At 60.6% G+C, this 24,545-nt stretch carries 20 protein-coding genes and 1 tRNA gene; 8 read left to right on the top strand and 13 right to left on the bottom strand.

Annotated features, from left to right (window positions below):
• Positions 1–132: 132 nt before the first annotated feature.
• From prmC to BUB29_RS07380, 7 genes are all read right to left on the bottom strand, one after another.
• The gene (gene prmC / locus BUB29_RS07410) at positions 133–1,014 is read right to left on the bottom strand and encodes a peptide chain release factor N(5)-glutamine methyltransferase (RefSeq protein ID WP_033523247.1); all 882 of its coding nucleotides are present in this window, start codon (positions 1,012–1,014) and stop codon (positions 133–135) included.
• A 122-nt stretch (positions 1,015–1,136) separates the two neighbouring features.
• Complete coding sequence (gene prfA, locus BUB29_RS07405; RefSeq protein ID WP_033523185.1) at positions 1,137–2,225, bottom strand: peptide chain release factor 1; 1,089 nt, start codon at positions 2,223–2,225, stop codon at positions 1,137–1,139.
• Positions 2,226–2,413: 188 nt separating this feature from the next.
• Positions 2,414–2,626: a 50S ribosomal protein L31 gene (gene rpmE, locus BUB29_RS07400; RefSeq protein ID WP_003827752.1), complete on the bottom strand. Its 213-nt coding sequence runs from the start codon at positions 2,624–2,626 to the stop codon at positions 2,414–2,416.
• Between the two features lie 282 nt (positions 2,627–2,908).
• Positions 2,909–4,048: a 4-hydroxybutyrate dehydrogenase gene (locus BUB29_RS07395; RefSeq protein WP_033523186.1), complete on the bottom strand. Its 1,140-nt coding sequence runs from the start codon at positions 4,046–4,048 to the stop codon at positions 2,909–2,911.
• A 95-nt stretch (positions 4,049–4,143) separates the two neighbouring features.
• A complete protein-coding gene (gabT, locus tag BUB29_RS07390; RefSeq protein ID WP_033523187.1) occupies positions 4,144–5,478 on the bottom strand; it encodes a 4-aminobutyrate--2-oxoglutarate transaminase in 1,335 nt (444 codons plus the stop codon).
• Positions 5,479–5,578: 100 nt separating this feature from the next.
• Positions 5,579–6,979: an APC family permease gene (locus BUB29_RS07385; RefSeq protein WP_081888379.1), complete on the bottom strand. Its 1,401-nt coding sequence runs from the start codon at positions 6,977–6,979 to the stop codon at positions 5,579–5,581.
• Between the two features lie 46 nt (positions 6,980–7,025).
• Complete coding sequence (locus BUB29_RS07380) at positions 7,026–7,916, bottom strand: carbon-nitrogen hydrolase family protein (RefSeq protein WP_173552823.1); 891 nt, start codon at positions 7,914–7,916, stop codon at positions 7,026–7,028.
• A gap of 145 nt (positions 7,917–8,061) precedes the next feature.
• Here BUB29_RS07380 and BUB29_RS07375 point away from each other — a divergent pair, with 145 nt between their 5' ends.
• Positions 8,062–9,657, top strand: coding sequence for a PucR family transcriptional regulator (locus BUB29_RS07375; RefSeq protein ID WP_033523188.1), 1,596 nt, complete (start codon positions 8,062–8,064; stop codon positions 9,655–9,657).
• Positions 9,658–9,992: 335 nt separating this feature from the next.
• On the opposite strand, the gene BUB29_RS09960 is transcribed toward BUB29_RS07375, so the two are convergent.
• Together BUB29_RS09960 and BUB29_RS07360 are read right to left on the bottom strand one after the other, a co-directional pair.
• Entirely contained in the window at positions 9,993–10,349 is a 357-nt protein-coding gene (locus BUB29_RS09960) for a DUF2335 domain-containing protein (protein WP_073117614.1), read from the bottom strand.
• Positions 10,350–10,542: 193 nt separating this feature from the next.
• A tRNA-Ile gene (locus tag BUB29_RS07360) sits at positions 10,543–10,616 on the bottom strand.
• 187 nt (positions 10,617–10,803) lie between these two features.
• Here BUB29_RS07360 and BUB29_RS07355 point away from each other — a divergent pair.
• The 4 genes from BUB29_RS07355 (at position 10,804) to BUB29_RS07345 (ending at position 15,198) form a co-directional block, all read left to right on the top strand.
• The gene (locus BUB29_RS07355; RefSeq protein ID WP_456318598.1) at positions 10,804–13,107 is read left to right on the top strand and encodes a GH36-type glycosyl hydrolase domain-containing protein; all 2,304 of its coding nucleotides are present in this window, start codon (positions 10,804–10,806) and stop codon (positions 13,105–13,107) included.
• Positions 13,064–13,306, top strand: a complete 243-nt coding sequence (locus BUB29_RS10135) for a hypothetical protein (RefSeq protein ID WP_234356115.1) — start codon at positions 13,064–13,066, stop codon at positions 13,304–13,306. The genes BUB29_RS07355 and BUB29_RS10135 overlap by 44 nt, the downstream gene beginning before the upstream one ends.
• A gap of 152 nt (positions 13,307–13,458) precedes the next feature.
• Positions 13,459–14,277 carry an alpha/beta hydrolase gene (locus BUB29_RS07350; protein ID WP_033523193.1) on the top strand — a complete coding sequence of 273 codons (819 nt, stop codon included), beginning with the start codon at positions 13,459–13,461 and terminating at the stop codon, positions 14,275–14,277.
• A 111-nt stretch (positions 14,278–14,388) separates the two neighbouring features.
• Positions 14,389–15,198, top strand: a complete 810-nt coding sequence (locus BUB29_RS07345) for a TetR/AcrR family transcriptional regulator (protein WP_033523195.1) — start codon at positions 14,389–14,391, stop codon at positions 15,196–15,198.
• Positions 15,199–15,216: 18 nt separating this feature from the next.
• On the opposite strand, the gene BUB29_RS07340 is transcribed toward BUB29_RS07345, so the two are convergent.
• Together BUB29_RS07340 and BUB29_RS07335 are read right to left on the bottom strand one after the other, a co-directional pair.
• Positions 15,217–16,287: a sensor histidine kinase gene (locus BUB29_RS07340; protein WP_143155180.1), complete on the bottom strand. Its 1,071-nt coding sequence runs from the start codon at positions 16,285–16,287 to the stop codon at positions 15,217–15,219.
• 86 nt (positions 16,288–16,373) lie between these two features.
• Positions 16,374–17,021: a response regulator transcription factor gene (locus BUB29_RS07335; RefSeq protein WP_081888381.1), complete on the bottom strand. Its 648-nt coding sequence runs from the start codon at positions 17,019–17,021 to the stop codon at positions 16,374–16,376.
• A gap of 138 nt (positions 17,022–17,159) precedes the next feature.
• Between BUB29_RS07335 and BUB29_RS07330 the strand changes: the two genes are divergently transcribed.
• Positions 17,160–17,540: a hypothetical protein gene (locus tag BUB29_RS07330; protein WP_033523198.1), complete on the top strand. Its 381-nt coding sequence runs from the start codon at positions 17,160–17,162 to the stop codon at positions 17,538–17,540.
• Between the two features lie 54 nt (positions 17,541–17,594).
• Here the strand turns inward: BUB29_RS07330 and BUB29_RS07325 are convergent, their stop codons facing one another.
• Positions 17,595–18,506, bottom strand: coding sequence for an ROK family protein (locus BUB29_RS07325; protein WP_033523199.1), 912 nt, complete (start codon positions 18,504–18,506; stop codon positions 17,595–17,597).
• Positions 18,507–18,872: 366 nt separating this feature from the next.
• Here BUB29_RS07325 and BUB29_RS10130 point away from each other — a divergent pair, with 366 nt between their 5' ends.
• A complete protein-coding gene (locus BUB29_RS10130) occupies positions 18,873–19,364 on the top strand; it encodes a hypothetical protein (protein ID WP_052109189.1) in 492 nt (163 codons plus the stop codon).
• Complete coding sequence (locus BUB29_RS07315; protein ID WP_234945711.1) at positions 19,289–21,592, top strand: InlB B-repeat-containing protein; 2,304 nt, start codon at positions 19,289–19,291, stop codon at positions 21,590–21,592. The genes BUB29_RS10130 and BUB29_RS07315 overlap by 76 nt, the downstream gene beginning before the upstream one ends.
• 553 nt (positions 21,593–22,145) lie before the next feature.
• On the opposite strand, the gene BUB29_RS07310 is transcribed toward BUB29_RS07315, so the two are convergent.
• Complete coding sequence (locus BUB29_RS07310; RefSeq protein WP_143155179.1) at positions 22,146–24,404, bottom strand: glycosyltransferase family 2 protein; 2,259 nt, start codon at positions 24,402–24,404, stop codon at positions 22,146–22,148.
• Positions 24,405–24,545: the final 141 nt, after the last annotated feature.

Genomic DNA, 24,545 nt, shown 5'->3' with positions numbered 1-24,545 from the left:
TTTCTGACCTTGATGCAGCCATTCATCATATGCGAACTCCCGATGGCCCGTGCAATATCTTCTACATGGCGGACTCGCCGGGCATGATTCCCGTACAGCTGGTTCACGTGGGGCATACGCCGGAATCAACCGTCAGTCGCCGGAGCGCACGGCGACGAGATACCGGGGCCGACCGGTGTAATCGTTACGGATGCGCACCTCGCCGAAGCCATTGGCACTGGCGAACGCGGCGAGTCTGTCGCCTTGCGAAATGTCGTGTTCCATGACGAACAGGCCCTGAGGTTTCAGCAGCGCCGCAGCACGCCTGACGATGCGCTCGGGGATGAGGGTGCCGTCCAGGCTACCGCCGTACAACGCGAGTTCCGGATCATGGTCGCGCACCTCGGGTTGAGTGGGGATGTCGCTTTGCGGCACATACGGCGGGTTCGTGATGACCATGTCGATGGTGCCGTCGAGCTTGTCGAGCGTGGTGGGGCTGGTGGCGTCGCCGATTTCCAGCTCGTAGTTGGAGGCGAGCGCGGGCCAGCGTCGCATGGTGGCTTCGATGTTCCTACGGGTCCATGCCACGGCTTGGGGGCTGATTTCCACACCCCAGACGTGACTGCCCTGCACTTCGGTGACGATGGCGAGGCCGATGGCTCCCGATCCCGCGCACAGGTCGACCACGCGCGGATTGTATAGGCCGTTTCTGGTGATCCAGTCGATGCCTTCCTGCACTACGAGTTCGGTTTCCTGACGTGGAATGAACACGCCCGGCCCGACTTGGAGGTCGAGATACCGGAACGGCGCGTGCCCCACGATGTACTGCAGCGGTTCGCGTTTCGCTCGTCTGGCGATCATCGCGTCGAATTTCACGGCATCGTATTCGAGCCCATCTCCCATGAGCATGGCCTTGTCCACGTCGCGCAGCTCGCATCCCGCGGCTTCGGCGAGCAGGATCTTCGCGTCATGCTCCGGTGTATCCACTCCCGCTTCCTTCAGGGTGGCTGCCGCTGTTGCGATGGTTTCGTCCATCATCCTTCCGTTTCCTTTTCCCTCTGCCGTTTCGGCTTCTCTCATACCGTCACGGTTTCTTCCATGAATCCATGAAAAAACGCCGTCCTGCCCGTTTCCGGGCGAGGACGGCATTCGTATGCTCACTGCTGGTGGGCGAGCCTTTCGGCCTCATCCGCCTGGATGTCGGAGTCGATGACGGCCTGAAGGTCGCCGTCGAGCACCGCGTCGAGGTTGTACGCCTTGTAGTTCGTACGATGGTCGACGATACGGTTCTCCGGGAAGTTGTAGGTGCGGATGCGTTCGGACCTGTCGAGCGATCGGACCTGCGAATGGCGCATGTCGGCGGCTTCGGCGGCCTCCTGCTCATGCTTCATGGCGAGCAGTCGGGACTTGAGCACGCGCAGCGCGGCGGCGCGGTTCTGGATCTGGGATTTCTCGTCCTGCATGTTCACCGTGATGCCGGTGGGGATGTGCGTCATACGCACGGCCGAATACGTGGTATTCACGGACTGGCCGCCCGGGCCGGAGCTCATGAAGATATCGATTTTGAGGTCCTTCGGATCGATGTCGATCTCATCATTGTCGTCGTCGGCTTCGGGGAACACGATGACGCCCGCCGCGGATGTCTGGATGCGGCCCTGCGATTCGGTGACGGGGACGCGCTGCACGCGGTGCACGCCGCCCTCGTATTTCAGCGATGCCCACACGCCGTCTTCCGGCGCGGGCGTGCCCTTGGCGCGGATGGCGACCTGCACGTCCTTGACGCCGCCGAGTTCCGTGGTGTTCTCGGACTGCACGGTGACGGTCCACCCGCGCTTTTCGGCGTACCTGGTGTACATGCGCAGCAGGTCGCCCGCGAATAGCGCGGCTTCTTCGCCGCCGGTGCCGGCTTTGATTTCCATGATCGTGTCGCGCGCATCGTCCGGGTCGCGCGGGATGAGCGCGGTGCGCAGCTTCTCCTCCACCTCGGGCAGTTCGCCTTCGAGCCTTTTAGCTTCGGCGGCGAAATCCGGGTCCTCGCCGGCCATTTCCTTGGCGGCCTCAAGGTCGTTCTTCACGGCGAGATACGCGTTGTATGCGTTGACGATGCCGCCCAGTTCGGCATGACGACGGCCGAGTTTACGCATCTTGTTCGGATCGGTCACCACTTCGGGGCTGGCCATCTGCTCTTCGAGCGATTGGTATTCCTTCAACGCGGATTGCGCCGCGGGGAACTGTTCGTCTGCCATGTGCTTCCTTGATGATTACGGATGATTACGTTGGTTGCGGTTCCGCGATTGCGGTTTCGCGATCGCCGGAACACGGCCTCTTGGCCGCGATGGGCGCACGGGCCCTTGAGGATACGAAAACGCCAGCCCCCTCCGGAGCCGGATGCGTTGGCACGCACCGGAACGGAAACGGGCTGGCGTTCGATAAGCTACTTGCTCTTCTTGCCGTAGCGCTTCTCGAAGCGAGCAACGCGGCCACCGGTGTCGAGGATCTTCTGCTTGCCGGTGTAGAAGGGGTGGCACTTCGCGCACACGTCGACCGTCATGTGGTCGCCCTTGGCGGTGGAACGGGTGACGAAGGTGTTGCCGCACGAGCACAGGACTTCGACGGCATGGTAATCGGGATGGATACCCTGCTTCATAGTGTCTCCTAGGGAATTCAGGTGACCCGGGTCGCCTCGCCCCGTTGGCGGGCGTGAACCGGAACCTCAGCAAGGGTAGACGATGGCTGGGACACCGCAGCCCGTGGAAGGGATGCCGCGGGACGGCACGCGCAGCGGTACGGGAACGAAGCCGGAATGACGCGGATCGGAGCAATGGCATGAGAAATCGCCCGTCCTTCCGCGGCGCGGCCCCGTGAGCGTGGCGTGCGGTATGAACGGGCGATTCCCTCACCAACAAGTCGGCCGGAATCCGACCGACGATCAATACAGCTCGGTGAAGATCTTGAGCACTCGATCGTAATCGAGCGGCACGAAGCAGTTCCTCATCAAGCGTTCCTGGGTTGTCATCACACGATCGGCGAATTCGGGCAGATCCTCCTTGGCCACGCCGTACTCATGCAAAGCCTTCTTCGGCAGCAGCTGGTTGATGAGCGTTTCCAGCTCGTCGTACACATCCGCCACATCGCAACCGAGGATTCCGGCGAGATGCCGGTTGACCTTGGCGATCTCGCCATCGGATTTAATCTCCATATAGTTGAGCAGCACGCCGGTGAACATGGCGTAGTTGGATTCGCCATGCGGCACATGGTATTTGCCGCCGAGCTGGTAGCTTAGGGCATGCACCGCCGCGCAGCCGCCGGTGTCGAAGCTGATGCCCGCATAATCGGAGGCGATGAGGAAATCACCCATCAGCTCGTTGCGCTTGGCGCGGCGTTCCGGTGAACCGGCGGGACCCGCTTCGACCACGGCCTTATAGCCGCCGACGATCATCGTCATGGCCTCGTAGCCGAACATCCTGGTGTACGGCGTGGCGTTCGGCGACAAGGTTGATTCCACGGCGTGCACGAGGGCGTCGAGCGAGCTGGTGGCGAACACGTGATCCGGCAGACCGTACAGCAGTTCAGGGATCAGCACGGCGTCGTCCGCGAACATCTCCGGACCGGCGATACCGGCCTTGCAGCCGAGCCTGGTGCGGTTGACGGCCGCGATCTCCGTGACCTCGGAACCAGTGCCGCAGGTGGTCGGTACGAGCACGAGCCGGACCTTGCGCTTGAAATCGGGCAGATGGTCGATCACCTCGTCGATGGATGCGCCACCGGCCACGGCGACGACCTTCGACATGTCCATCACCGCGCCGCCGCCGACTGCGACGATACGGTCATAGTCGAACGCCGAAGCATCCTTGATGAACTCGTCGATCATGACGTCGGTGGGCTCCTGGGCGCCGTATTTGTCGACCAGGATGACGTTCGCGCCGTTCGCATACGGTTCGAGGAAACGCGAGTAGATCGCCTCGATGCTCACCAGCAGATCCTTGGGTCCCAGCTGGAAGGATTCGGCGAATTCCTCGACGGTCGCGAAGGAATGGATGATGTCCGGTCCGACGGTAAGCAGCTTCATCGGTTTCGTTCCTTTCCGGCGAAGGCCGGCCCCGTTTGAGGAGGGGCCGGCATACGCCTATTCCATGTGCCTGATGCGGGATCTGCGCGGGCAGGTCACTTGGCGCTTTCCTCGATGATGATCTCCTTGAGCACTTCGATGGCCTCGGTCAGCTCATCATCGGTGATGACCAGCGGCGGCAGCAGACGGATCACGTTGCCGTTGATGCCGCAGGTCAGCATGATCAGACCTTCCTGAATCGTGCGCTTCGTGATGCGGCCGACAAGTTCCTTGTTCGGTTCCATCGTACCGGCCTTGACGAATTCGATGCCGATCATGGCGCCGTGTCCGCGCACTTCGGCCACGGTCGGCACTTCGCCGACGAGCGGCTTGAGCAGGCCGTCCACGACTTCGCCGATATGCGCGGCCTTCGCCGGCAGGTCGAGCTTCTCCATGATGCCCACGGCCGCGAGCGCCGAAACGCAGGATACCGGGTTGCCGCCGTAGGTGCCGCCGATGCCGCCGGGCTGCACGGCATCCATGATGTCGGCGCGACCGGTGACCGCGGCGATCGGCATGCCGCCGCCGAGCGCCTTCGCGGTGGTGATGAGATCGGGGGTGACGCCGTCGTATTCGCAGGCGAACCACTTGCCGGAACGGCAGAAGCCGGCCTGGATTTCGTCGGAGATGTACAGCACGTCGTGTGCGTGGGCCCAGTCGGCCAGTCCGGACAGGAAGCCTTCGGCCGGGACGATGAAGCCGCCTTCGCCTTGGATCGGTTCGGCGATGATGGCGGCCACGTTGGCGGAGCCGACCAGCAGTTCGATCTTGTCGGTGGCGGCCTTGGCGGCGGCGGCGCCGTCCGCGCCGAAGGCGTCGCGCAGCGGGTAGGAGAACGGCACACGGTAGATGTCGGGGGCGAATGCGCCGAAGCCCTGCTTGTACGGCATGGACTTGGTGGTCATGGCCATGGTCAGGTTGGTGCGGCCGTGGAAGGCGTTCTCCATCACGACGATGGCGGAGCGGCCCGTGTATCGGCGGGCGATCTTGATGGCGTTCTCGACCGCTTCGGCGCCGGAGTTGACCAGTACGCTCTTCTTGGGGAAGTCGCCGGGGGTGTGTTCGGCGAGTTTCTTGCACACGTCGATGTAGTTCTCGTACGGGGTGGTGGCGAAGTTCGTGTGCGTCAGCTTGGTGACTTCGTCCTGCACCGCCTTGACGACTTCCGGAGCGCAGTTGCCGACACCGGTGACGGCGATGCCGGAGGCGAGGTCGATGAAACGGTTGCCGTCGACGTCGGTGATGGTGGAGCCGGAGGCGCTTTGCGCGAAGATCGGCATGCCTTGGCCGACGCCGGCGCTCACGTACTTCTTGTGTTCCTCTTCCAGCGTCTGGGACTTCGGTCCGGGGATGGCGGTGACGATCTTGCGTGCGACCTGTGGGACTGACATGGGTGTTTCCTTTCGTTGTTGGTGATTTTCGAAAAGTCTTGGATGGTTGTTGGTGGTTGTTGGTGGTTATTGGTGGGTGACCGGAACAGGTGGCCTTGGTTTATTCGCCGCGGTCGCCGTATTCCGGAGGATTGCGGCGGAATCCCTTGGTGATCGCCGCGAGCACGATGATGCCTATGGCGAGCCAGGACAATCCCAGTCCGATCGCATGGCCGTCCAGATGCATCAGCAGGTAGGCGCAGCAGACGGCTCCGACAGCCGGGGCCACCACGTTGAGCCACACTCCCCCTCGGAAATATTCCTTGCGTTCGGACGCATCGGCTTTGGCGTAGGCGCAGATGACGCACACGTTGACCAGGGTGAAGGCGGTGAAGGCGCCGAAGTTCACGAAGGATGTGGAGGTGGCGACGTCGAGGAACATGGCGATCAGTCCGACGAAGGCGATCAGCATGATGCTGAGCACCGGCGTGCCGAAACGCTTGCCGAGCCTGCCGAAGATCCGCTTGGGCAGGACGCCGTCGCGACCCATCACGTACAGCAGGCGGGATGCGGAGGCCTGGGTGGCGATGCCGGAGGTGAACTGGCCGAAGCACAGTCCCGCGATGAACACGGAGGTGAACAGGTTGCCGCCGACCTGGGTGGCGATCTCGTAGGCGGCGGACGATTCGTCGTCGAACATGCCGCCTGGGTGCACCAGCTGGGTGACGTAGGCGATGCCCACGAAGATCAGTCCGCCGATGAGCGCGACCAGCATGATCGCCTTGGGGATGGTGTGACGTGCGTCGCGGGTTTCCTCGCTCATCGTGGTAACCGCGTCGAATCCGAGGAAGGAGTAAGCGGCGATGGCCGCGCCCGCCACGATCACGGATGGCGATGAGCCGTTACCCGTGAACGGCAGCGTGCTGAACAGCGTGCCGGTGCCGGCACCACCCAGGACGGATCGGATGGAAAGCATCAGGAAGAGGACGATGACGAGGGCCTGGAACAGCATCAGCGCATAGTTGATCTTGTCCGCCACGTTGAGTCCGATGATGTTGATGGCGGTGGTGAGCACGATGAAGCCGATCACCCATGCCTGGATCGGGACCGAAGGGAACTGCGCGTTCAGATAGGAGGCTCCGATCAGCCATACCACCATGGGAAGGAACATGTAGTCGAGCAGCATTGCCCATCCGACGAGGAATCCGACCTTGCGCCCGATGGTTTTGCCCACATAGGTGTAGGCGCTGCCCGCCTGCGGGTGAAGTACGGCCATGCGTCCGTAGCTTCCCGCGGTGAACATCATGGCGACGGTGGCCACCAGATAGGACATCGCCGCGGCGCCATGCGAGGTGGAAGCGATCACACCGAACGTGCCGAGCGCGATGATCGGCGTCATGTAGGCCAGTCCGAACAACACCACGGAACGCAATCCCATGGTGCGCTTCAACGTGCCTTCGCCCTCGACGGGTTGTGCGACGGGACACGCGGCGGCTGGGCCGTTGACTATCTGTGCTGTCATGTCGGTTCCTTTCATAACGTTGTGCATCGGTGCCGGTTCGTGGCGATCAGTCCTGGATGCGCCACCGCTCCGGTATGATGGCGCCTCCGTAGAGGGGAAGCGGGATGGACGGTTCGCCGGGATGGAATTGCTCCCACATGCGGTTGCTGCCGGCGGTGCCCCGCTCACGGACCAGACGTACGGCGTCGAGGTCGATGGTGCGGATGATGACTTGTTCGCCGTCGCCTTCGGATGATTCGATGACGGCGCCTTCGGGGTCGACGAGCGTTGACTGCCCGACGCCTTGCGGCGCGGGCGCGTTCAGGCTTGCCACGAAGGTCTGGTTGACAATGGCGTTCGCGCGGGCGAGGATGAGTTCCTGCACCCGATCAGGAGTGGTGGTGCGCACCGGGTTGATGATGAGGTCGACGCCCTGCCATGCCAGTTGACGGCTGATTTCGGGGAACCAGGCGTCGTAGCAGATCATGATGCCGATACGTCCCTTGCCCGGAATATCGAACGTGGTGAAGGAGTCTCCGGGTGTGTAGCGTTCGAACGGACGCCACGGGCAGATCTTGCGATACGAGGCGACGAGTTCACCCTTCGGGGAGAACACGGGAGCGGTGTTGAAGATGCCTCCCGCGGGATTGCGTTCCGCGACGGTGCCGGGGATGAGCCAGACGCCCAGTTCACGGGCGATGCCGCCGAGTTTGGCGGCCAACCCGTCATGCAGGTCAGTGGCCGAGGCGCACTGCGCACGGTAGGAGCGTTCGTCATCGAGTTCGCCGGTGCCATACAAGTGCATTTCGGGGAAGACGATGAGTTCCGGGCGAAGCCCTTCGCCGCTGCGCATGGAGGCCACGCGGCGGACATCGTTCTCGAACGCGCCGAGAGGCTTGCCGATGGGCATCTGGCTCATCTGGGCCAATGCGATGGTGAGTGCGCCGCGGGTGGTCATCCTGTGCTCCTTTCCTATGTTCCGTTGTTGTTGGCTTTCACCATAGGGACGCACGAACGCTGATGATATGGACGTTGTGTTGAAAATATGGCCGATATGTGGCCGAATCGTCCATGATTCGATGCGAACCGCCTAGATTGGCCGTATGGCGATGACCTTGAACACGTTGCTGGAGCAGCGTTCCCTTGACCTGTCACTGGTTGCGGAAGGTGATGCCGGCGACTTGGATGCGCCGATCTCCTGGATGCATTTTTCGGAATCCCCCGACCCGACGCCGTATCTTGAGGGCGGCGAGATCCTGCTGACCACCGGTCTGCTTATGCCGGCGAACGCCCCGGATGAACGGCATCGCCCCTTCGCATCCCGCTTGGTCGACGCCGGCGTGCGCGGCATCGGATTCGGCATCGGCGTGCAGCATGACGCCATACCGCAATGGCTGGTCTACCAGTGTGAGGCAACAGGACTCCCCTTGTTCTGCGTGCCCCTCGCCACCCCGTTCATCGCCATTTCCAAGGCGGTGGCACGCGGCATCTCGGACAATACCGGCCAGAATTTCGCCCGCATGTACCGCAATCAGCAACGTCTGCTGCGCAGCGTGCACACGCTCGACCCGGTGAGCACGATCGTCTCCCGCCTGGCCGAGCTCATCGGCGGATGGGCGGCGCTGCTGAATCCTGTGGGGTCGATTGTCGCATCCTCGCACCACGCGCTCCCCGTCGACATGGATTCGCTGGCCGACGCCCTGGCCTTCAGTGTGCTCGGCGAGGCGAAATTCACCGTGGCGAAAGGCTACGATATCGCGATCTTCCACATCGCCTCCTCCACCAAGCAAACGCTCGGATATCTTGTTTCGGGGCGTAAGGGGAACAAGGGCAGCATCGATCATCCGCTGGTGGCCGAAGCTGCAAGCCTGCTGTCGCTTGCCGTCACCGGCACCGCCGATTCCAACCGTTCCCTCGCCAACCTGCGGTCGACCATGACCCGGCTGTGTTTGGAGGGAGATGCCGATACGGTACGACGGTTCGCCGATGACGTATGGAACGGCATGCCGGTGCAGCCGCTGGTGGCATTGCGCATCATCGGCCGTCAGGATGCGCTGGAGGATGCCGGGCGACTGTTTGAACCGTTCCGCCGCACACTGGCCAAGAACACGAATCTCGCAGTGTTCGGCATGGTGGACGGCGATATGTGGGCCATCGTCTCACAGTCGAATGCACGAAGCTGTACCGAACAGTTGACCCACGACGGACGACTCACCGTAGGGCAATCGTCGGGCGTGACCTGGCCCGACATGCCCCGCGCACGGCACGAAGCGTATCAGGCCGGAGCGGAGGCACTGACATCAGGCGTGCCGTTGATCCGATATGGCAGCGACCGCAGCGCCGCGACGTTGGAAAGCGTGGTGGAACCTTCGCTGATGCGGGCGTTCGCCGATCTGAAACTCGCGCCGATCGCCGATCTGACGTTCGACCTGTCCACCGGCCCCCACACCGCGCAATCCGGCGCGGACACGACCATCCGCGCGGTGGATGTGCTGTGGGCGTGGCTGCGCAGTCGCGGCAGAACGGAGGAGGCCGCACGCATGACCGGGATGCATCGGCATACCTTGACCAAATACCTTGGCGTCATCGCCAAAGCACTGCACGTCGACCTTGCCGACCCCGGCATCACCGCCGAACTGTGGTACGCCTGCCGTTTCTCGCGCTTCGGGCACACCTTGGCGCAACCGGAATCCGTCTGATGAACCGGAACATTCCCCCAACAAGATGTAGACCATATTCAGATAGAGCAAGAAGCCTTAACGGCATCCGCAACTATTCAGCAGAGGCATCTCCGCCATCGGATGGCGGCGCCATATTGTCACCGGTCTTATGCCCCTTAATTGCATCAATGACTCGCGGAAGCAGACAAAGAACAAAGCATGCCGCGCTGAGTATCGCCTGAGCATTCATGCCCATGGCCCAGAACACCACCGTGACTATGAACACCGCCACAACAAGCAGAGAGAACACCGCACTAGTGAACTTCAGACACCAGTTTTCCGCCCTTCTGCCTTCGGCGTATATTCTGCGGACATCACGCTGCCCCCTCGATTTCGGATTGCAATGATCGCTCCGCCATGGAAAGGATTCGATCAGCGGCACCGGGAAGAATCCGTTCATAACGTTCAAGCTCCGCAGCTGGAGGAAGTGGCCCCGACGTCACTTCCATGTGCGTCATCGAAACACGATGACCTAACGTTGAGTCTCTAACGCTTTCCGAATCGCGTTCCCCGTTCGCTTCCAAGCCATTGCCTGCAATTCTCCCGACGTTGAAACCGCTGGCATCTGCCGACGAACCACCCGGCCGGTCAATCCCACCTTCAGGCCCATGCGCATCCCCTTGGAAATCGCCGCCTTGCGACCGGTCATTGCCGTTTTGCCCATTGCTCATGCCCCCTCCGATTACATGTTGGAATTACGTTGACAGAGCTATATCTTACACAGACAACCTGCAAAAACCATCGACGGCTTTCTGCGCCGACAGCTGATTGCATGATTCGACCATGTGATTCGACCATGCGATTCAATCTGCGAAACATGGCCTGATATGGGAGAACCCGCCGGTTTCGGCGGGTTCGCTGCTGTGCCCTCGCTGGGACTTGAACCCAGGACAAACACCTTATAAGGGTGCTGCTCTAACCGACTGAGCTACGAGGGCAACTGGAGGAAGTATATCCCGACCGCGGAATATTGGCGACATTTCAGCCCGGAACAACACGGCAACACGCTTGCAGTATTTTATTTATAGGTTTATAAATAACGTGTTACCCTATTTAGTAAGACCAATGGACGAACACGGTCAGCATACGTCCAACCAGCGCCATTTCACCGATGAAAGGACACCCATGCGTTACTGTCATTTCGACGACGCCGCCAAGGAATACGTAATCGAAACCCCGGCCACCCCGTTGCCGTGGATCAACTACCTCGGCAACGAGGACTTCTTCTCCCTGATCTCCAACACCGGCGGCGGTTATTCCTTCTACAAGGACGCCAAACTGCGCCGTATCACCCGCTACCGCTACAACAACGTGCCGGGCGACAACGGATCGTGCTGCTACTACCTGAGCCTCATGGACTCCGCCGACGCCGACGCCAAGCCCATCGAAACCTGGTCCCCGACCTTCCTGCCCGCCAAGACCCCGCTTGACTCCTACCGTTGCCGCCAGGGCATCGGCTACACCGTATTCGAATCGTCCAAGAGGGGCATCGAATCCAAGCTCACCGCCTTCGTACCGCTGCACACCAACGCCGAAATCAACCGACTCGACGTGACCAACACCACCGATGCACCCGTCGTCATCGACGCCACCGCATCCGTGGAATGGTGCCTGTGGAATGCGGTGGACGATTCCTCGAACTTCCAGTGCAACCTGTCCACCGGCGAAGTCGAGATCGAACACGAAAACGACGCCACGCTGTTGTACCACAAGACCGAGTTCAAGGAACGCCGCAACCATTACGCGTTCTTCGCGGTGAACTCCCCCACGATTGGCTTCGACACCAGTCGCGACGAATTCCTCGGCCAGTTCAACGGCTGGGACACCCCGCAGGTCATCGCCGAAGGCAAGGCCCACGATTCCGTGGCGCACGGATGGTTCCCCATCGCCGCCAACCGCGTGCGCCTGGAACTCAAGCCCGGCGAAACCAAGTCGCTGGTCTTCGTGCTGGGATACATCGAGGTCGCCAAGGACCAGAAGTGGGAGGATCCCGATGATCCCGCCAAGGTCGGCATCATCAACAAGAAGCCGGCGCACGACCTGTTCCGCCGCTTCGTCACCGTCGAACAGGTCGAGGCCGCGCTGAGCGAACTGAACGCCTATTGGACCGACCTGCTGAGCACCTACAGCGTCGAATCCGGCGATGAGAAGCTCGACCGCATGGTCAACATCTGGCACCAGTACCAGTGCATGGTCACCTTCAACATGTCCCGCTCCGCCTCCTACTACGAGTCCGGCATGGGCCGTGGCATGGGCTTCCGCGACTCCAACCAGGATCTGCTCGGCTTCGTGCATCTGGTTCCGCAGCACGCACGCCAGCGCATCATCGACATCGCCTCCACCCAGATGGAGGACGGCTCCGCCTGGCACCAGTACCAGCCGCTCACCAAGAAGGGCAACGCCGACATCGGCGGCAGCTTCAACGACGACCCGCTGTGGCTGGTCGCCGGCACCTACGCCTACCTCGCCGAAACCGGCGACGTGAGCATCCTGACCGAACCCGTGCCGTTCAACAACGTGGAAGGCTCCGAAGTCCCGCTGCTCGAGCATCTGCGCCGTTCGGTGAACTTCACCGTCACCCATAAGGGACCCCACGGCATTCCGCTGATCGGCCGCGCCGACTGGAACGACTGCCTGAACCTCAACTGCTTCTCCGACACTCCGGGCGAAAGCTTCCAGACCGTGGAGAACAATGACACCGGCGTCGCCGAATCCGTGTTCATCGGCGGCATGTTCGTGCTGTACGGCGGCCAGTACGTCGACATCATCGAACATTACGGCCAAGCCACGGGCATGACCGACGAACAGACGACTGCGGAAGCGGCCGCCATGCGCAACGAAATCGCAGCGGTGAACGACGCGGTGAAAACCGCCGGCTGGGACGGCGAATGGTTCCTGCGCGCCCACGACGCTTACTCCCGCAAGGTCGGCACGCATGAGGATACCGAAGGCCAGATCTACATCGAACCGCAGGGCATGTGCGTCATGGCCGGCATCGGCCTGGACGACGGCAAGGCGCAGCAGGCGCTCGAATCCGTCAAGGACAAGCTGACCTGCGACTGGGGCACCGCCATCCTCGCCCCCCGCCTACTCCATCTACCGCATCGAACTGGGCGAAATCTCCTCCTATGCGCGCGGCTACAAGGAGAACGGCGGCATCTTCTGCCACAACAACCCGTGGATCTCCATCGCCAACGCCCTGGCCAACAACGACGACGAGGCATTCGCCGTGTACAAGCGCAACTGCCCCGCGTACGTGGAAGACAAGTCCGACGTGCGCAAGGTGGAACCGTACGTGTACTGCCAGATGGTCGCCGGCCCCGAAGCCGCGACGCCCGGCGAAGGCAAGAACTCCTGACTGACCGGCACCGCCGCCTGGACCTTCGTGGACGTCTCGCAGTACCTGCTGGGCGTGCGCCCGACGCTTGACGGCCTGGCCATCGAACCGCATCTGCCGGCGGAATTCACCGATCTTACGGTGACCCGCGTGTTCCGCGGCACGACCTATCGCATCGGCATGAAGCGCACCGGAGAGCGCTCCGTCAGCGTGAACGGCGAGCGCATCGACGGCAAGGTGGTGCCGGCCGTGGCGGACGGCGGCATCGTTGAGGTCGAGGTCACGTTCTGATCCATGCCGAAGCGGCGGAAGGCTTTCGTATGGGAAGGCCTTCCGCCGCTTCGCCTCCCTGTTTCCCCGAAACGTGGCGGTTCCCGATATCCATTGATCGGGAACCGCCACGTTTCGGTACAGTCCCATCGAATTCCGATAAGGTTAACGGCATGCGATATTTCGAAGACGTGATCGCCGGCATCGACGGCAGTGAGGCCGCATTCGTCGGCTACATCCATAACAACAGTGAGGAAATCGACCCCAAGCGTCGCCGTCCGGGCGTGCTGGTGATTCCGGGCGGCGGGTACGCCATGACCTCCGACCGGGAAGCCGAGCCGATCGTCATGCGTTTCCTTGCTGCCGGTTTCAACGCGTTCGTATTGCGCTATTCCGTCGCGCCATCACGTTTCCCCGTCGCGCTGCTGGAAGCCGCCGAGGCGATGAAGCGCATTCGCGCCCATGCCGACGAATGGCATTGCGACCCCGACAGGGTCGCGGTGATCGGGTTCTCCGCCGGCGGGCATCTTGCGGCCAATCTGGCCACCACCGCGAGCGATGACGTAATGCGCGGGCATGGCTACGACCCCGATGCGGTTCGTCCGAACGCGTTGATGCTTGGCTATCCGGTGATCACCTCCGGCCCGCTCGCCCATCGCGGCAGCTTCGACTGCCTGCTCGGCGATGAGGCAAGCGACCGCGAAGCCTTGGAATCCGTATCCATCGAACGGCATATCGACGGCAAAACGCCGCCCGTGTTCGTCTGGCATACCGTCACCGATGACTGCGTGCCGTATGAGAACACGCTGATGCTGGTGGACGCCTGCGCGAAGGCCGACGTTCCTGTCGAAGCGCACCTGTTCCCGCATGGCGGCCACGGTTTGGCGTTGGGCACCGCGGAAACGGCGTGGAACGGAACCGATGGCATCGAACCTTGCGTCCAACAGTGGCCGGACACGGCCATCGCATGGTTGAATCGGGTCTTCGCCTAAGGCTGGACCATCAGCGGCTCGTACTATCATGAAAAGGTTTACGGGCAGCTCCCCAAAGACCACACCGGATTGGGGAAACACACACAATCGCATGAAATCAAGGAGCACAATATGGGCGCGGCGGCATGGGATGGTTTTCTGAATGATCAGGACAACTGGCCCGCGGCATCCCGCGCCGAAGCGTCCAAAGGCAGCATGACCACCGCCAGGGACACGTTGGGCGACAGGACCTTCATCAAACGCAAGCGCATGAGCCAGGAGGAACGCCACCTGCAAATCCTGCAGGCCGCCGTCAAGATCATCGCGACCAAAGGGTTCTGGGGCATGTCGTTGCAGGACATCTCCGATGAGCTGGGCATCACCGAAGCCGCGCTGTACCATTACATCTCCTCGAAGGACGACCTGCTCAACATGGTGCTGCCCGAATGCTACGACACCCCGGACGAGGATGAATACAACGCGGTGACCGCGGGATTCGTGGACGCCGACGGCCACCGCATCTACTGCTACCCGCGCTACTGCCTGAACATCGTGCTGTACAACCTTCAACGCCCGGAGCTCGTGCAACTGTATTCGGTACTGAACGGCGAGGCGTTGGACCCGGAGCATCCGGCGCATCATTTCTTCATCGGACGCCATATGCGCCAGTGGGAGATGATCTGCTCGGTGAACTGGCTGCTTCCACCAGGCATGACCGAGGATCGTTTCTACGACCTGTACACTCTGGCGATGAGCGCCATGGACGGCCTGCAATACCGTTGGCTGGGCGACGATTCGATGAATCTGCTGGAACAGTGGATGAGCCTGTCCGACATCATCTTCCCCGAAAGCGAGTGGAAAGGATTCCTCGACCCTTCGGAGCATGATCCGAAGCAGGAAACGGATTGCATGCTGCCGTTGACGCTGTCCGTGCGAGCCTGAACCGTTTCCGCGGAACGATCACAACGGCAGGTCGATGTCCGCGATCCACCGATCCTGTGATGAGCGGATACCGATCGTTCCACCACGGGACTCGACCTGATCGGCATAGCGTTGCAGTCCCATCCTTGTCGGCACGGCAACGGAGTCTTTCCCGGAGGGCTTGTCGCATGCCGAGAGGGAGAATCGAGCCGATGTCAGACCGATGGTGACGAAATACCCGCCTTCCGCATCGGCATGCTTGACGATATCCGAGAACAGTTCGCTCAGCATGGCGGAAATCAGCGCATAGTCGTCGTCCGTCATGACGCCACCGTCCTGAATATCAATGATGGTCTCGCCTTCGAATCCCAGCCGACGCAAACGCTCCTCGTATTTCGTCGCAATCGAACGCAGCTGACGTTCCCTCCCGCGAACCGCACGATCAGCGACAACGCCGTTTCTTCCACCCGCCGTATCGTCATCCGCATCATTCGCCATGATGGACACCACGGACCGTGTCTGCCTCAACACGTTTTCCAGGACCGAACGCAATTCCGCCATATCATGATCGTCCATCGACTGCGAATCCCCGCGAATCTCATCGATGCGACGAATGATGTAGACCACGTCGTTACAGGTTTCGTTATGCAGGGTGAGCGCCAACCGTTCCCGTTTCCTGCTGACCGCCTGACGCTGAGCCGCCGTCAGATCACGCAACGACCGGCACAACAGCGCACCGGCGAGCGCACAGACGAATACGGTCATGGCGTACAGTGCGACGTTCACCAGCACCAACGGTTTCCCGCCAGTCGAATTCACCATGATGTATTCGCAGACGCATATCACCGTCGCCAAGCATCCCTGCGCAACGGCGCGGAATCCCAATACCGCCACTCCCAGCAGACAAGCGAACAGCAATACCAACGATGCGCCGAACGACAGCAGGCCACCGGCCTGACCGCACACCACGATCAGCCAGCTCCCCGCCGCAGGCTTCCATGCCGCGAGCAGCAATACAGCCGCTTCGCCGATGCTGAACACTACATGGCGAACCGTATCCGAGCCAACCGTCCGAAACGCGCATTCGTCCACTACAAGAACGATCAGCATCCCTATGAACAGGACCCTCACCACAAGAACAAGCACATCATCGTATGATTTCACCGCGCCACGGTCCGCCGACCGTAGGCATGCCGTCATACCAGATCGTATTTTCTGCATATCGCCATGGCCTCATTTCTCGTGGAAACATGCAGTTTCCTCAATATGCGATGAATATAGGTGAACACCGTATTGGGACTGACACGCAACGCCACTGCGATCTGAGCCGTGGCGTCCCCTCGCATATACCGCCGCAGCACGTCGCGTTCGCGATCACTCAACATGGACCGCATGGCTTCGCCACGCTGCATCATCTCATGCGCGGCAGCGGCATCCAAGAACCGGTCATCCATGGGCAGCCCCCGGGCCGCACGCACAATCGCCGCCGGCAGCTCCTTCACCAGGCATTCCTTCGACAGCAATCCCTGCGCACCGGCTTCGATGGCATCCCGCTCATAGCGTTCCGTGGGATAAGCCGTGATGCAGAGCAGCCCGATATCGTCGTTTCGCCGCCGTATGCGTTTGCAGACCACGTCGCCACTGATATCGTTCAACGCCATATCCACGATGAGCACATCCGGCGCGTTCCGGCCGAACAGACAGCGATGCAGGGCGTCCGCACTGGAGTGGGTGCACCATCGCATCCGGAAATCGACGGAAGCCTGTTCGATCCACTGCGAAAGCATTCGCGCCGACCAGATGTCGTTGTCGACCAACGCGATGCCGATAGTGCCATTCCCCATGCCGGTCATGATACGCCGGCGGCACCATATGGTCTCGACCTTGTCAAGAAAATCGTGACATACGGTGGAAAAATCCGATGAACGTTCATACCGTTGCCTTCTGAACCCATCATCATGTGTCACAAGGAGGATATTCCAGTGAGAGAATTCCTGAAAAGAACCAGTCGAAGCCGCAGATTCGCCGCGCTATGCGTCATTCTGCTGCTGCCGCTGTCCTTCGCTTTTCCACAACATGCCATGACCGCGGAAAACACTTATGTCATCATCGACGGCGTCCGCATCGACAGCTCGCTTGGCGTCACCACCAGCGAACAACTGACGCAACGGCTGTTGGAAGGCTATGTGCAGGTGGATTATGTCGACGGCCGGCTTGCAAGCGTGGAACCGCTCAGCGAAGAGGACCAGATCGCCGTGATGAACAGCACGCGCACCCCTTGCCGGAACACGGATGTGTGCCTGACGTTCCGTAACGGCAGTAATCGCGGATTCTACGGAACCGGCTATCGTGCCGGTGCCTGATGGGCGCTCGAAGATGCCGGACCGTTGCACTGATGCCGGCCCGGCTTTATTGTTTCAGCGGATCGGCACGTCGGTGAGGCCGTCGATCTCGGTTTCGAAGGCGTAGTATGCGCCGATCAGACCGGCGTTGTTGCTGTGACGGCAGCGTTTGATGACCGTACGGAACGAACTCCACGACTGGATTTTCTTCAATGCCTCGTTGACCAGCGGCAGCAGCTGTTGTTCACGGCAGATGCCGCCACCCAACAGCACGCATTCCGGATCGGCGACGACCACGATGTTGAAGATGCCGATGGCGAGGTAGTCGATCCATTGGTCCACGATCTTGCGCACGCGGGGCTCGTCGAGACGATGGAACAGTGTGGCGGGCACGATGCTGCCGACCGGCACGTCGAATTCCTCGGCGTAGCGTTCCGCCAGCACGATGGTGGACAGGTAGTTCTGCATGGTGAGGAACCCGCCCTTCTCGTAGTTCGGGATCATCATGCCAAGCTCGCCCGCACGCCAGTCCTTGCCGCGGCGGATCTTGCCGTCCAGGAACAATGCGCCGCCCACGCCGCTGTCAATGGTGATCAGCGCGAAATCGTCAAGCTTGACGGCGTTGCCGCTCAGTTTCTCCGCCATGGCCGCGCAGTTGGCGTCGTTCTCCATCCACGTGGGCACCGGCTGGTCGAGATATTCCTGCAGTTCCTTGCCGATCTCACGGCCATGCAGCATGCCCAGCGCACCGGCGGTGACCGCGATCTGCTTGTCGACGTCGATGAAGCCCGGCACGCTCATGGCGATGCCGTCGATGGGCTGGCGTTGGCGTTTGACGATATGCGCGAGCGCCTGATAGAAGGATTCGATGTCGTCCGTCGGCGTCGCGATGGTGCCGGGGATGCCCATGCGCCCGTTTTCGAATACGACGTACCTGGTGAAGAACGTGCCGATTTCGAATGCAAGGATGCGCTTCTTCGGAGTCATATCGCTATCTAACCTGTCTTTAATTAATAAATCGAACCTGTGCATAGTATATCGCCGCTTCACCGTCGAATACCCACGCCACAAACCCCCTTCTATACCCCCGTTTTCTCCCGGCAACATCACATTGTCGACAAAACTGTTGACAACAATACCCCTTCTGTAAAAAGCAAACGTATGCATTGAAAAGCTTTTATTTTCAACGGTTTTCACAAGACATTTACCATGACGTCTTGTCAACAATTACCGATACGTTGTTGACAGAGGCTCTGTGGTTTCCTCGTGGCACACATTCCGCCACTGATGACGGAACGCCCAGCCTCCCCGTCGATGACGTGTTCACGTCTCGTCACTTAAGGAGAAAAATAGATGAGAAACAAAGCCATCGCGTTCATTGGCGCGATAGCCGCATGTGCGATGACGCTCGCGGGAATCCCGGGCACCGCCATGGCAAGCGAAGCAACCGAACTGAATCCCACCTACACGTATAACGCCGGCAACGGCATGACCTTCGAAAAGGTCAGCCACGCCGACCAGGACCTCCAGCAGGCCGACGGCGTGGTCGACTACACCGGCAACGGCACCATCGCCCCCTACACCTCCGGACTGAGCGCCACCGGCAACAGCGACCGCGGCCAGTCCTACAGCTACGCCGCCGCATCCTACGGCGACTGGGTGTACATCGGCACCATGTACGGCGGTCTGGGTGTGCAGAACATCCTCTCGCGCGGCTTCTCCAGCAACATGGGCCTGACCACCGAGAGGCCACCGCGCTTATGCAGACCATGTACGCGGGCAACATGTACCTTGGCGAGCCCGACGGCAAGAGCGCCGGCGGCATGCTCTTCAAGTTCAACGTGAAGACCGGCGAAACCAAGATCCTGATGTCCAAGAGCACCGGCATCGAAGGCGGCAAGGGCATCATCCCGACCTTCCGCAGCACGTTCAAGATGAACGGCAAGCTGTACTTCGAAGGCATGATCATGGACACCAACAACAAGGAACTCACCCAGCAGGAGATCCAGACCGCCATGGCTTACCAGAACGGCTTCCCCTGCGTCTACGAGGTCGATCCGGAGAACGGCGACAAGCTCACCCGCGTCTATGACAGCGTCGACGTCAATGGCTTCCGCTCCCTGGTCAACGGCAACGTGTTCACCTCCACCCGCGCCATCGGCTCCTTCGGCAACACCCTGATCGCCGGCGATCTCAAGCCGACCGCGGACGGCAAGGGCAAGGCCCAGCTCGTGGCCTCCAACACCCCATCCGACCCGAACTCCTACAAGGTGATCGCCGACATGGCGAGCTTCGACAACCTGCCCGCCATCCACCGCCAGGACGTCAACGGCGGCGGCATCTACCAGGTGCAGGAGTTCAACGGCAAGCTGTACGTGGTGATCTGCTCCGGCGACACCAGCACCCTGAACGAGAAGACCGGCACCATGCGTTCCTTCGCCATCTACGTGGGCGAGAACAACGGCGACCCGACCAACAAGGCCGACTGGACCTGGCGTCCACTCGTGGGCGACACCGCCAAGGGCGCCAAGTACTACTACGGTCTTGACAAGAGCCGCGTGAGCGCCGGCGCCTGCACCCTGCAGGTCTACGGCGACTACCTGTACATCGGCGACTACAACGATGTGAGCAGCGCGCTCCAGGGCTTTGTCACCAAGAGCAATTTCGTGACCCAGGCCACCAACCTCGAGCAGTCCGTCAACCTGTACCGCATGAACAAGAACGAGAACGTCGAAATGCTCGTGGGCGATGCCAACAGCACCTTCCCGAACGGCGGCACCACCGGTCTCGGCAGCGGTTACGACAACCACATGAACCAGTACACCTGGCAGACCACCGTTCATGAGGGCAAGATGTACCTGTCCACTATGAACACCACCACCCTGCTGGAGCCGGTCGCCCAGTTCACCAACGGCGACATCCTGAACATGAGCGAAAAGGACTGGAACAACACCGTCCGCTACCTGCGCGTGTTCCTGCGCCTGCTGTGGGGCATGGGCCCGACCGATCCGGCCTCCGCCGTCTCCACGCAGAGCGCCGACGATCAGGCATCCAAGTCCATGCCGTCCACCGACGACCCTGAGGCCTTGGTCGATTGGGCCCGTTCCGAAGCCGCCAAGGACGCCTCCGTGGCCCAGCCGCAGTCCGCCGACGCCGATTCCTCCGCCTCCGCCGAAGCCATCATCCTGACCAAGGCGCAGACCAAGGAACTGGTCGACGGCATCAAGGACGGCAGCATCGTCCCCGGCAGCCTGGCCTCCACCTCCGACATCGCCCAGCTCTTCGACATCAACAACGAGCTCGACGCTCTCGGCTCCCAGCTCTCCAGCAAGGGTTCCGCCGACTTCGCCGACTCCTATGGCGAGATCGTGGACGCGTTCTCCGGCATCGGCGATCTGATCCCGGACAAGTTCAAGGGCCTGTACGAGACCCTCGTCAAGCTGACCTCCAAGGCCAACCTGAAGGCTTACGCCAAGGCTCTGCCGTATCTGGCCAAGTCCAAGCGCGGCTTCAACCTGTTCGAGATCTCCGACAGCGGCAAGGTGAACGTGAAGACCGTCACCGACGAAGGCTTCGGCGACCCGTTCAACCACGGTCTGCGCATCTTCTGCGACACCGATGACTACATGGTGATCGGCACCGCGAACCCGTTCTACGGCACCCAGCTGTGGCGCGTGCGCAACACGCAGTTCGCCGTGAACGTGTCCGCCACCAAGGGCGGCACCGCTTCCGCGAACGCCGAAAGGGCCGCCAAGGGCGATACGGTCACACTGACCGCCACCGCCGACAAGGGTTACCACTTCAAGGAGTGGAAGGTGCTCAAGGGCGATATCACCATCGCCGACAACGCCTTCACCATGCCTGACGGCAGCGTCTCCGTCCAGGCCGTGTTCGAAGCGGATGCGCCGGTCGAACCGTCGAATCCGGGCACGAACACGAAGCCCGCCGCCGATAAGACCACCAAGCAGGATTCCACCGCGAACACCGGTGCGCCCATCGCGGCCATCGTGATCGCCGGTGCCACCGCCCTGCTGCTCGGTGCGGCGATCATGCTGAAGAAGAAGCAGGCGTGACGCCAAGCGGTGGGGCCGCCTTCAATCCGCAATAGTGGAACGAAGGGGTCTCGCCACCGCCCACACCGGGCTAGCCGATACGGCTGATACATGAGAAGGCCGCTGCCCTTACGGGCAGCGGCCTTCCTGTCTCTTCTCTTTACTGCCATACGCCCGCCCCAACGCTTACGCATGTTCCGGGCACAGTCTCTTGATCTCCCTTTGTATTTCAATCCGTCTCGTTTTGCCCCAGTTCATCATCAATAACGACTTCCCATGAAGAACGACTCCCGTCGGCACAGCAGAAATCCATGCAAAACACACGAACGGATGGACGAACCAGCGGAAATCGTTGCGATGAGATCGCAACGAGCAGATCATCGCCCAGCATGTACCGGGTGCCGACGTCCTCACAGATCGGGTCATTGGGGAATCAAGCACTACGACGGCATGGGCGAGCAAGGAATCCGCCTACGCCAATACCTACGAATAAACGTTTCCGGACAACCGGCATGGCCTGCGCACCCCAGAATGGAATCTGGATTCCAAGGCACGCAGAACGCTCCTCCCGACCCTACAATGGCCGGGATTCATAGATCATCTGACGATCGCCGAAGTAAAGGGCGTCACGCCATGAGGTCTTCTTGCGGCCGTCCTGCTGCTGCGGCTCCTTAATCGGCACGAAAAGCCAACGAATCAGACCAACCACCATGTCCTGCAGGGAATGCCAGATGCCAATGTACGCGATCAACGCCCAGAACGTCACGATCGCGTTGAATCCGGCGAATACCGCATTGCCCCAGTTATGCGAGAGCGTATCGGCGTAGAACACCATGCTCGAGTAGATGATGATCACCCACGGCATGGCCACGTACAACGCCGGCGATGCGGTTCGGTTATTGACTTTCGGTGTTCGCGCGAACGGAATCTTGGTGTTCGTCATGCCCTGTTGAATCGATTTGAGGGTGCCGGAAAGATTCACGGTCAGCAGGACGATGTTGAAACCGTAGATGCGGAAGATGTCGGAGTGCTTATATCCGTTGCGTTTCAAATCGCTCGACATGGTGGCAAAATACGGCAGCGAAGCGAGCACCACCCACGGGCTCAGCAGACGCTGGTCGAACGGATACGCCAGCAGGAACATCAGACCGAAACTCGACCATGCGATCGAGGCCGTATAGTTCACGCGAAGCGCCCACTCCCCCAACTTCACATCGTCGCCACGCTGACGACGGGCACGCACGATGCGGAAGAATTTGCCGATGATCAACAGGCCACCATTCGCCCAACGCCGCCGTTGCACCACCAGAGAGCCGAAATCCGGAGGCGTGGAACTATAGCTCAACCGTTCCGGATAATTGACCAGATGCCAGCCGAAATACCCCAGATCGATGCTGGATTCGGTGTCTTCGATCACCGTACGATCCTGAATATACGTTTTCACCGTGCGAGTGTCCTCGGTCGATACCACGCAGATATCGTCGAGCGCGGCCTTGCGGATCACCGCATTCGCACCCACCCAGAACGTGGCGTCATAGTAGGTCATACCCTGATGCAGCATGTGCTGGATGTCGGTGGTGGCGGCCGCGATGCGTTCGATTCGGGTGGGTGCACCGCGATACGAGGAATACGGGGTCTGGATCACGGCCACACGCTCGTTGCCCGGCTGTTCCAACTGGTATACCAAACGCAGGCAATAATCACGCAACAGCATGGAATCGGCATCCAACGTCAACACGTATTCGGAATTACGCATGACGAAATCGGCGGATTCACCCTCACGCACGTCACGCAGAATCACCCCATCGGATGTCTCCACACGCTTCAGCGAGTGCCCCATCAATCCGATGAAGGAATTCAGATTCATGGCCTTGTTGCCCTCACGGGATGTCGATGCATACAGCTTGCGCTCGAACGACCATCCTTTTGCAGTGAAGATACGCACCAAACGTTCGTAGAGCTGTAGGATACGTTTTGCATCGACATGTTGCTGCAGGGTAATCGAATCGTTGAGCGCCTGCTCCGTCAAACGCAGGTCACGGGCAAGGCCTCGCAGAACCTGATCACAGAAGAAGTCGTCGGTATGGTCCTCCACCGGCCACATGTCGGCCTTACGTTCCAACCATCGCGCGGCCGCGCGATAATCCTCGGCGCAACGCGCGGCCACACTGCATCGCGCATCCATCTGGTCGGATAATATCGCCATGACTTCGTCACGGGCCTGCGTGAAACGCTTGCCCGGTTGCGCAAGCTCGGTTAACACCTTCGGCATCAGCTCACGGCTGGCCTTCAGAATCGCACGCGCCTCGTCGTTCTTCGGATGCGGGGGATTGTCGATCAGCAGTACAACGGCAAGATCGGGGAATTCCTGCAATGCGGCCGACCAAATCGTTTTCTCGACAACCTTCGGCTGTTCCACATACGACGGGATCAGCACGGTGATGCCCTTGTCATAGTTGCGCGAGAAATGATCGTCAAGCATGGCTCGCGGTACACGTTCATGCCGCAGGAAACGGTACATTGCCCCCTGTCGTGTCACCAAATATACGAGCGCACTGAAGATCAGCGTAGTCACGATCGTCATGTACAGCACGCCCTCCACCACGAAACGTAATGTGAGCGAAGGATTGTTGATGAACAACGAGAGAATCATCGTGATCATGTATACCAGCCACGAAATAACGGTGCAGACAATCGCGATGTAACCGAACACGATACACACCGGCGACGGTTGGGCGTGCATGATGGCAAGCGGACGCGTGGAGGTTTCCGCACCCCACTGGTACTTACGATCACCACTTTTATTCCCCCTATTGCTCCCTGCTCTTATCACCAGACCGCCTTTGCGTTATCGGAACCGTTCTCTCCCGTGGTATCACAAGGAAATGTATATCATTGCCGGGATTGCCGTACTGACCATGAATTACACTTTCCACTGTAGGCAGGATATGCCAAAACGACATGCAGTAGGGGG

Source organism: Bifidobacterium merycicum DSM 6492, assembly GCF_900129045.1.
GTDB lineage: Bacteria > Actinomycetota > Actinomycetes > Actinomycetales > Bifidobacteriaceae > Bifidobacterium > Bifidobacterium merycicum.
The sequence above is the reverse complement of the archived record's forward strand: the minus strand, read 5'-3'. Positions and strand labels throughout refer to the sequence as shown.

Coding starts and splice junctions, on each gene's coding strand:
- BUB29_RS07335 (WP_081888381.1), bottom strand. CDS start 17,021: ATGGGGAATGGCACTATCGGCATCGCGTTGGTCGACAACGACATCTGG.
- BUB29_RS10130 (WP_052109189.1), top strand. CDS start 18,873: ATGAGAAACAAAGCCATCGCGTTCATTGGCGCGATAGCCGCATGTGCG.
- gabT (WP_033523187.1), bottom strand. CDS start 5,478: ATGTCAGTCCCACAGGTCGCACGCAAGATCGTCACCGCCATCCCCGGA.
- BUB29_RS07315 (WP_234945711.1), top strand. CDS start 19,289: ATGTACGCGGGCAACATGTACCTTGGCGAGCCCGACGGCAAGAGCGCC.
- BUB29_RS07355 (WP_456318598.1), top strand. CDS start 10,804: ATGCGTTACTGTCATTTCGACGACGCCGCCAAGGAATACGTAATCGAA.
- prfA (WP_033523185.1), bottom strand. CDS start 2,225: ATGGCAGACGAACAGTTCCCCGCGGCGCAATCCGCGTTGAAGGAATAC.
- BUB29_RS07345 (WP_033523195.1), top strand. CDS start 14,389: ATGGGCGCGGCGGCATGGGATGGTTTTCTGAATGATCAGGACAACTGG.
- rpmE (WP_003827752.1), bottom strand. CDS start 2,626: ATGAAGCAGGGTATCCATCCCGATTACCATGCCGTCGAAGTCCTGTGC.
- BUB29_RS07395 (WP_033523186.1), bottom strand. CDS start 4,048: ATGAAGCTGCTTACCGTCGGACCGGACATCATCCATTCCTTCGCGACC.
- BUB29_RS07375 (WP_033523188.1), top strand. CDS start 8,062: ATGGCGATGACCTTGAACACGTTGCTGGAGCAGCGTTCCCTTGACCTG.
- BUB29_RS07340 (WP_143155180.1), bottom strand. CDS start 16,287: ATGCTGATCGTTCTTGTAGTGGACGAATGCGCGTTTCGGACGGTTGGC.
- prmC (WP_033523247.1), bottom strand. CDS start 1,014: ATGGACGAAACCATCGCAACAGCGGCAGCCACCCTGAAGGAAGCGGGA.
- BUB29_RS09960 (WP_073117614.1), bottom strand. CDS start 10,349: ATGAGCAATGGGCAAAACGGCAATGACCGGTCGCAAGGCGGCGATTTC.
- BUB29_RS07350 (WP_033523193.1), top strand. CDS start 13,459: ATGCGATATTTCGAAGACGTGATCGCCGGCATCGACGGCAGTGAGGCC.
- BUB29_RS07385 (WP_081888379.1), bottom strand. CDS start 6,979: ATGACAGCACAGATAGTCAACGGCCCAGCCGCCGCGTGTCCCGTCGCA.
- BUB29_RS07380 (WP_173552823.1), bottom strand. CDS start 7,916: ATGACCACCCGCGGCGCACTCACCATCGCATTGGCCCAGATGAGCCAG.
- BUB29_RS07325 (WP_033523199.1), bottom strand. CDS start 18,506: ATGACTCCGAAGAAGCGCATCCTTGCATTCGAAATCGGCACGTTCTTC.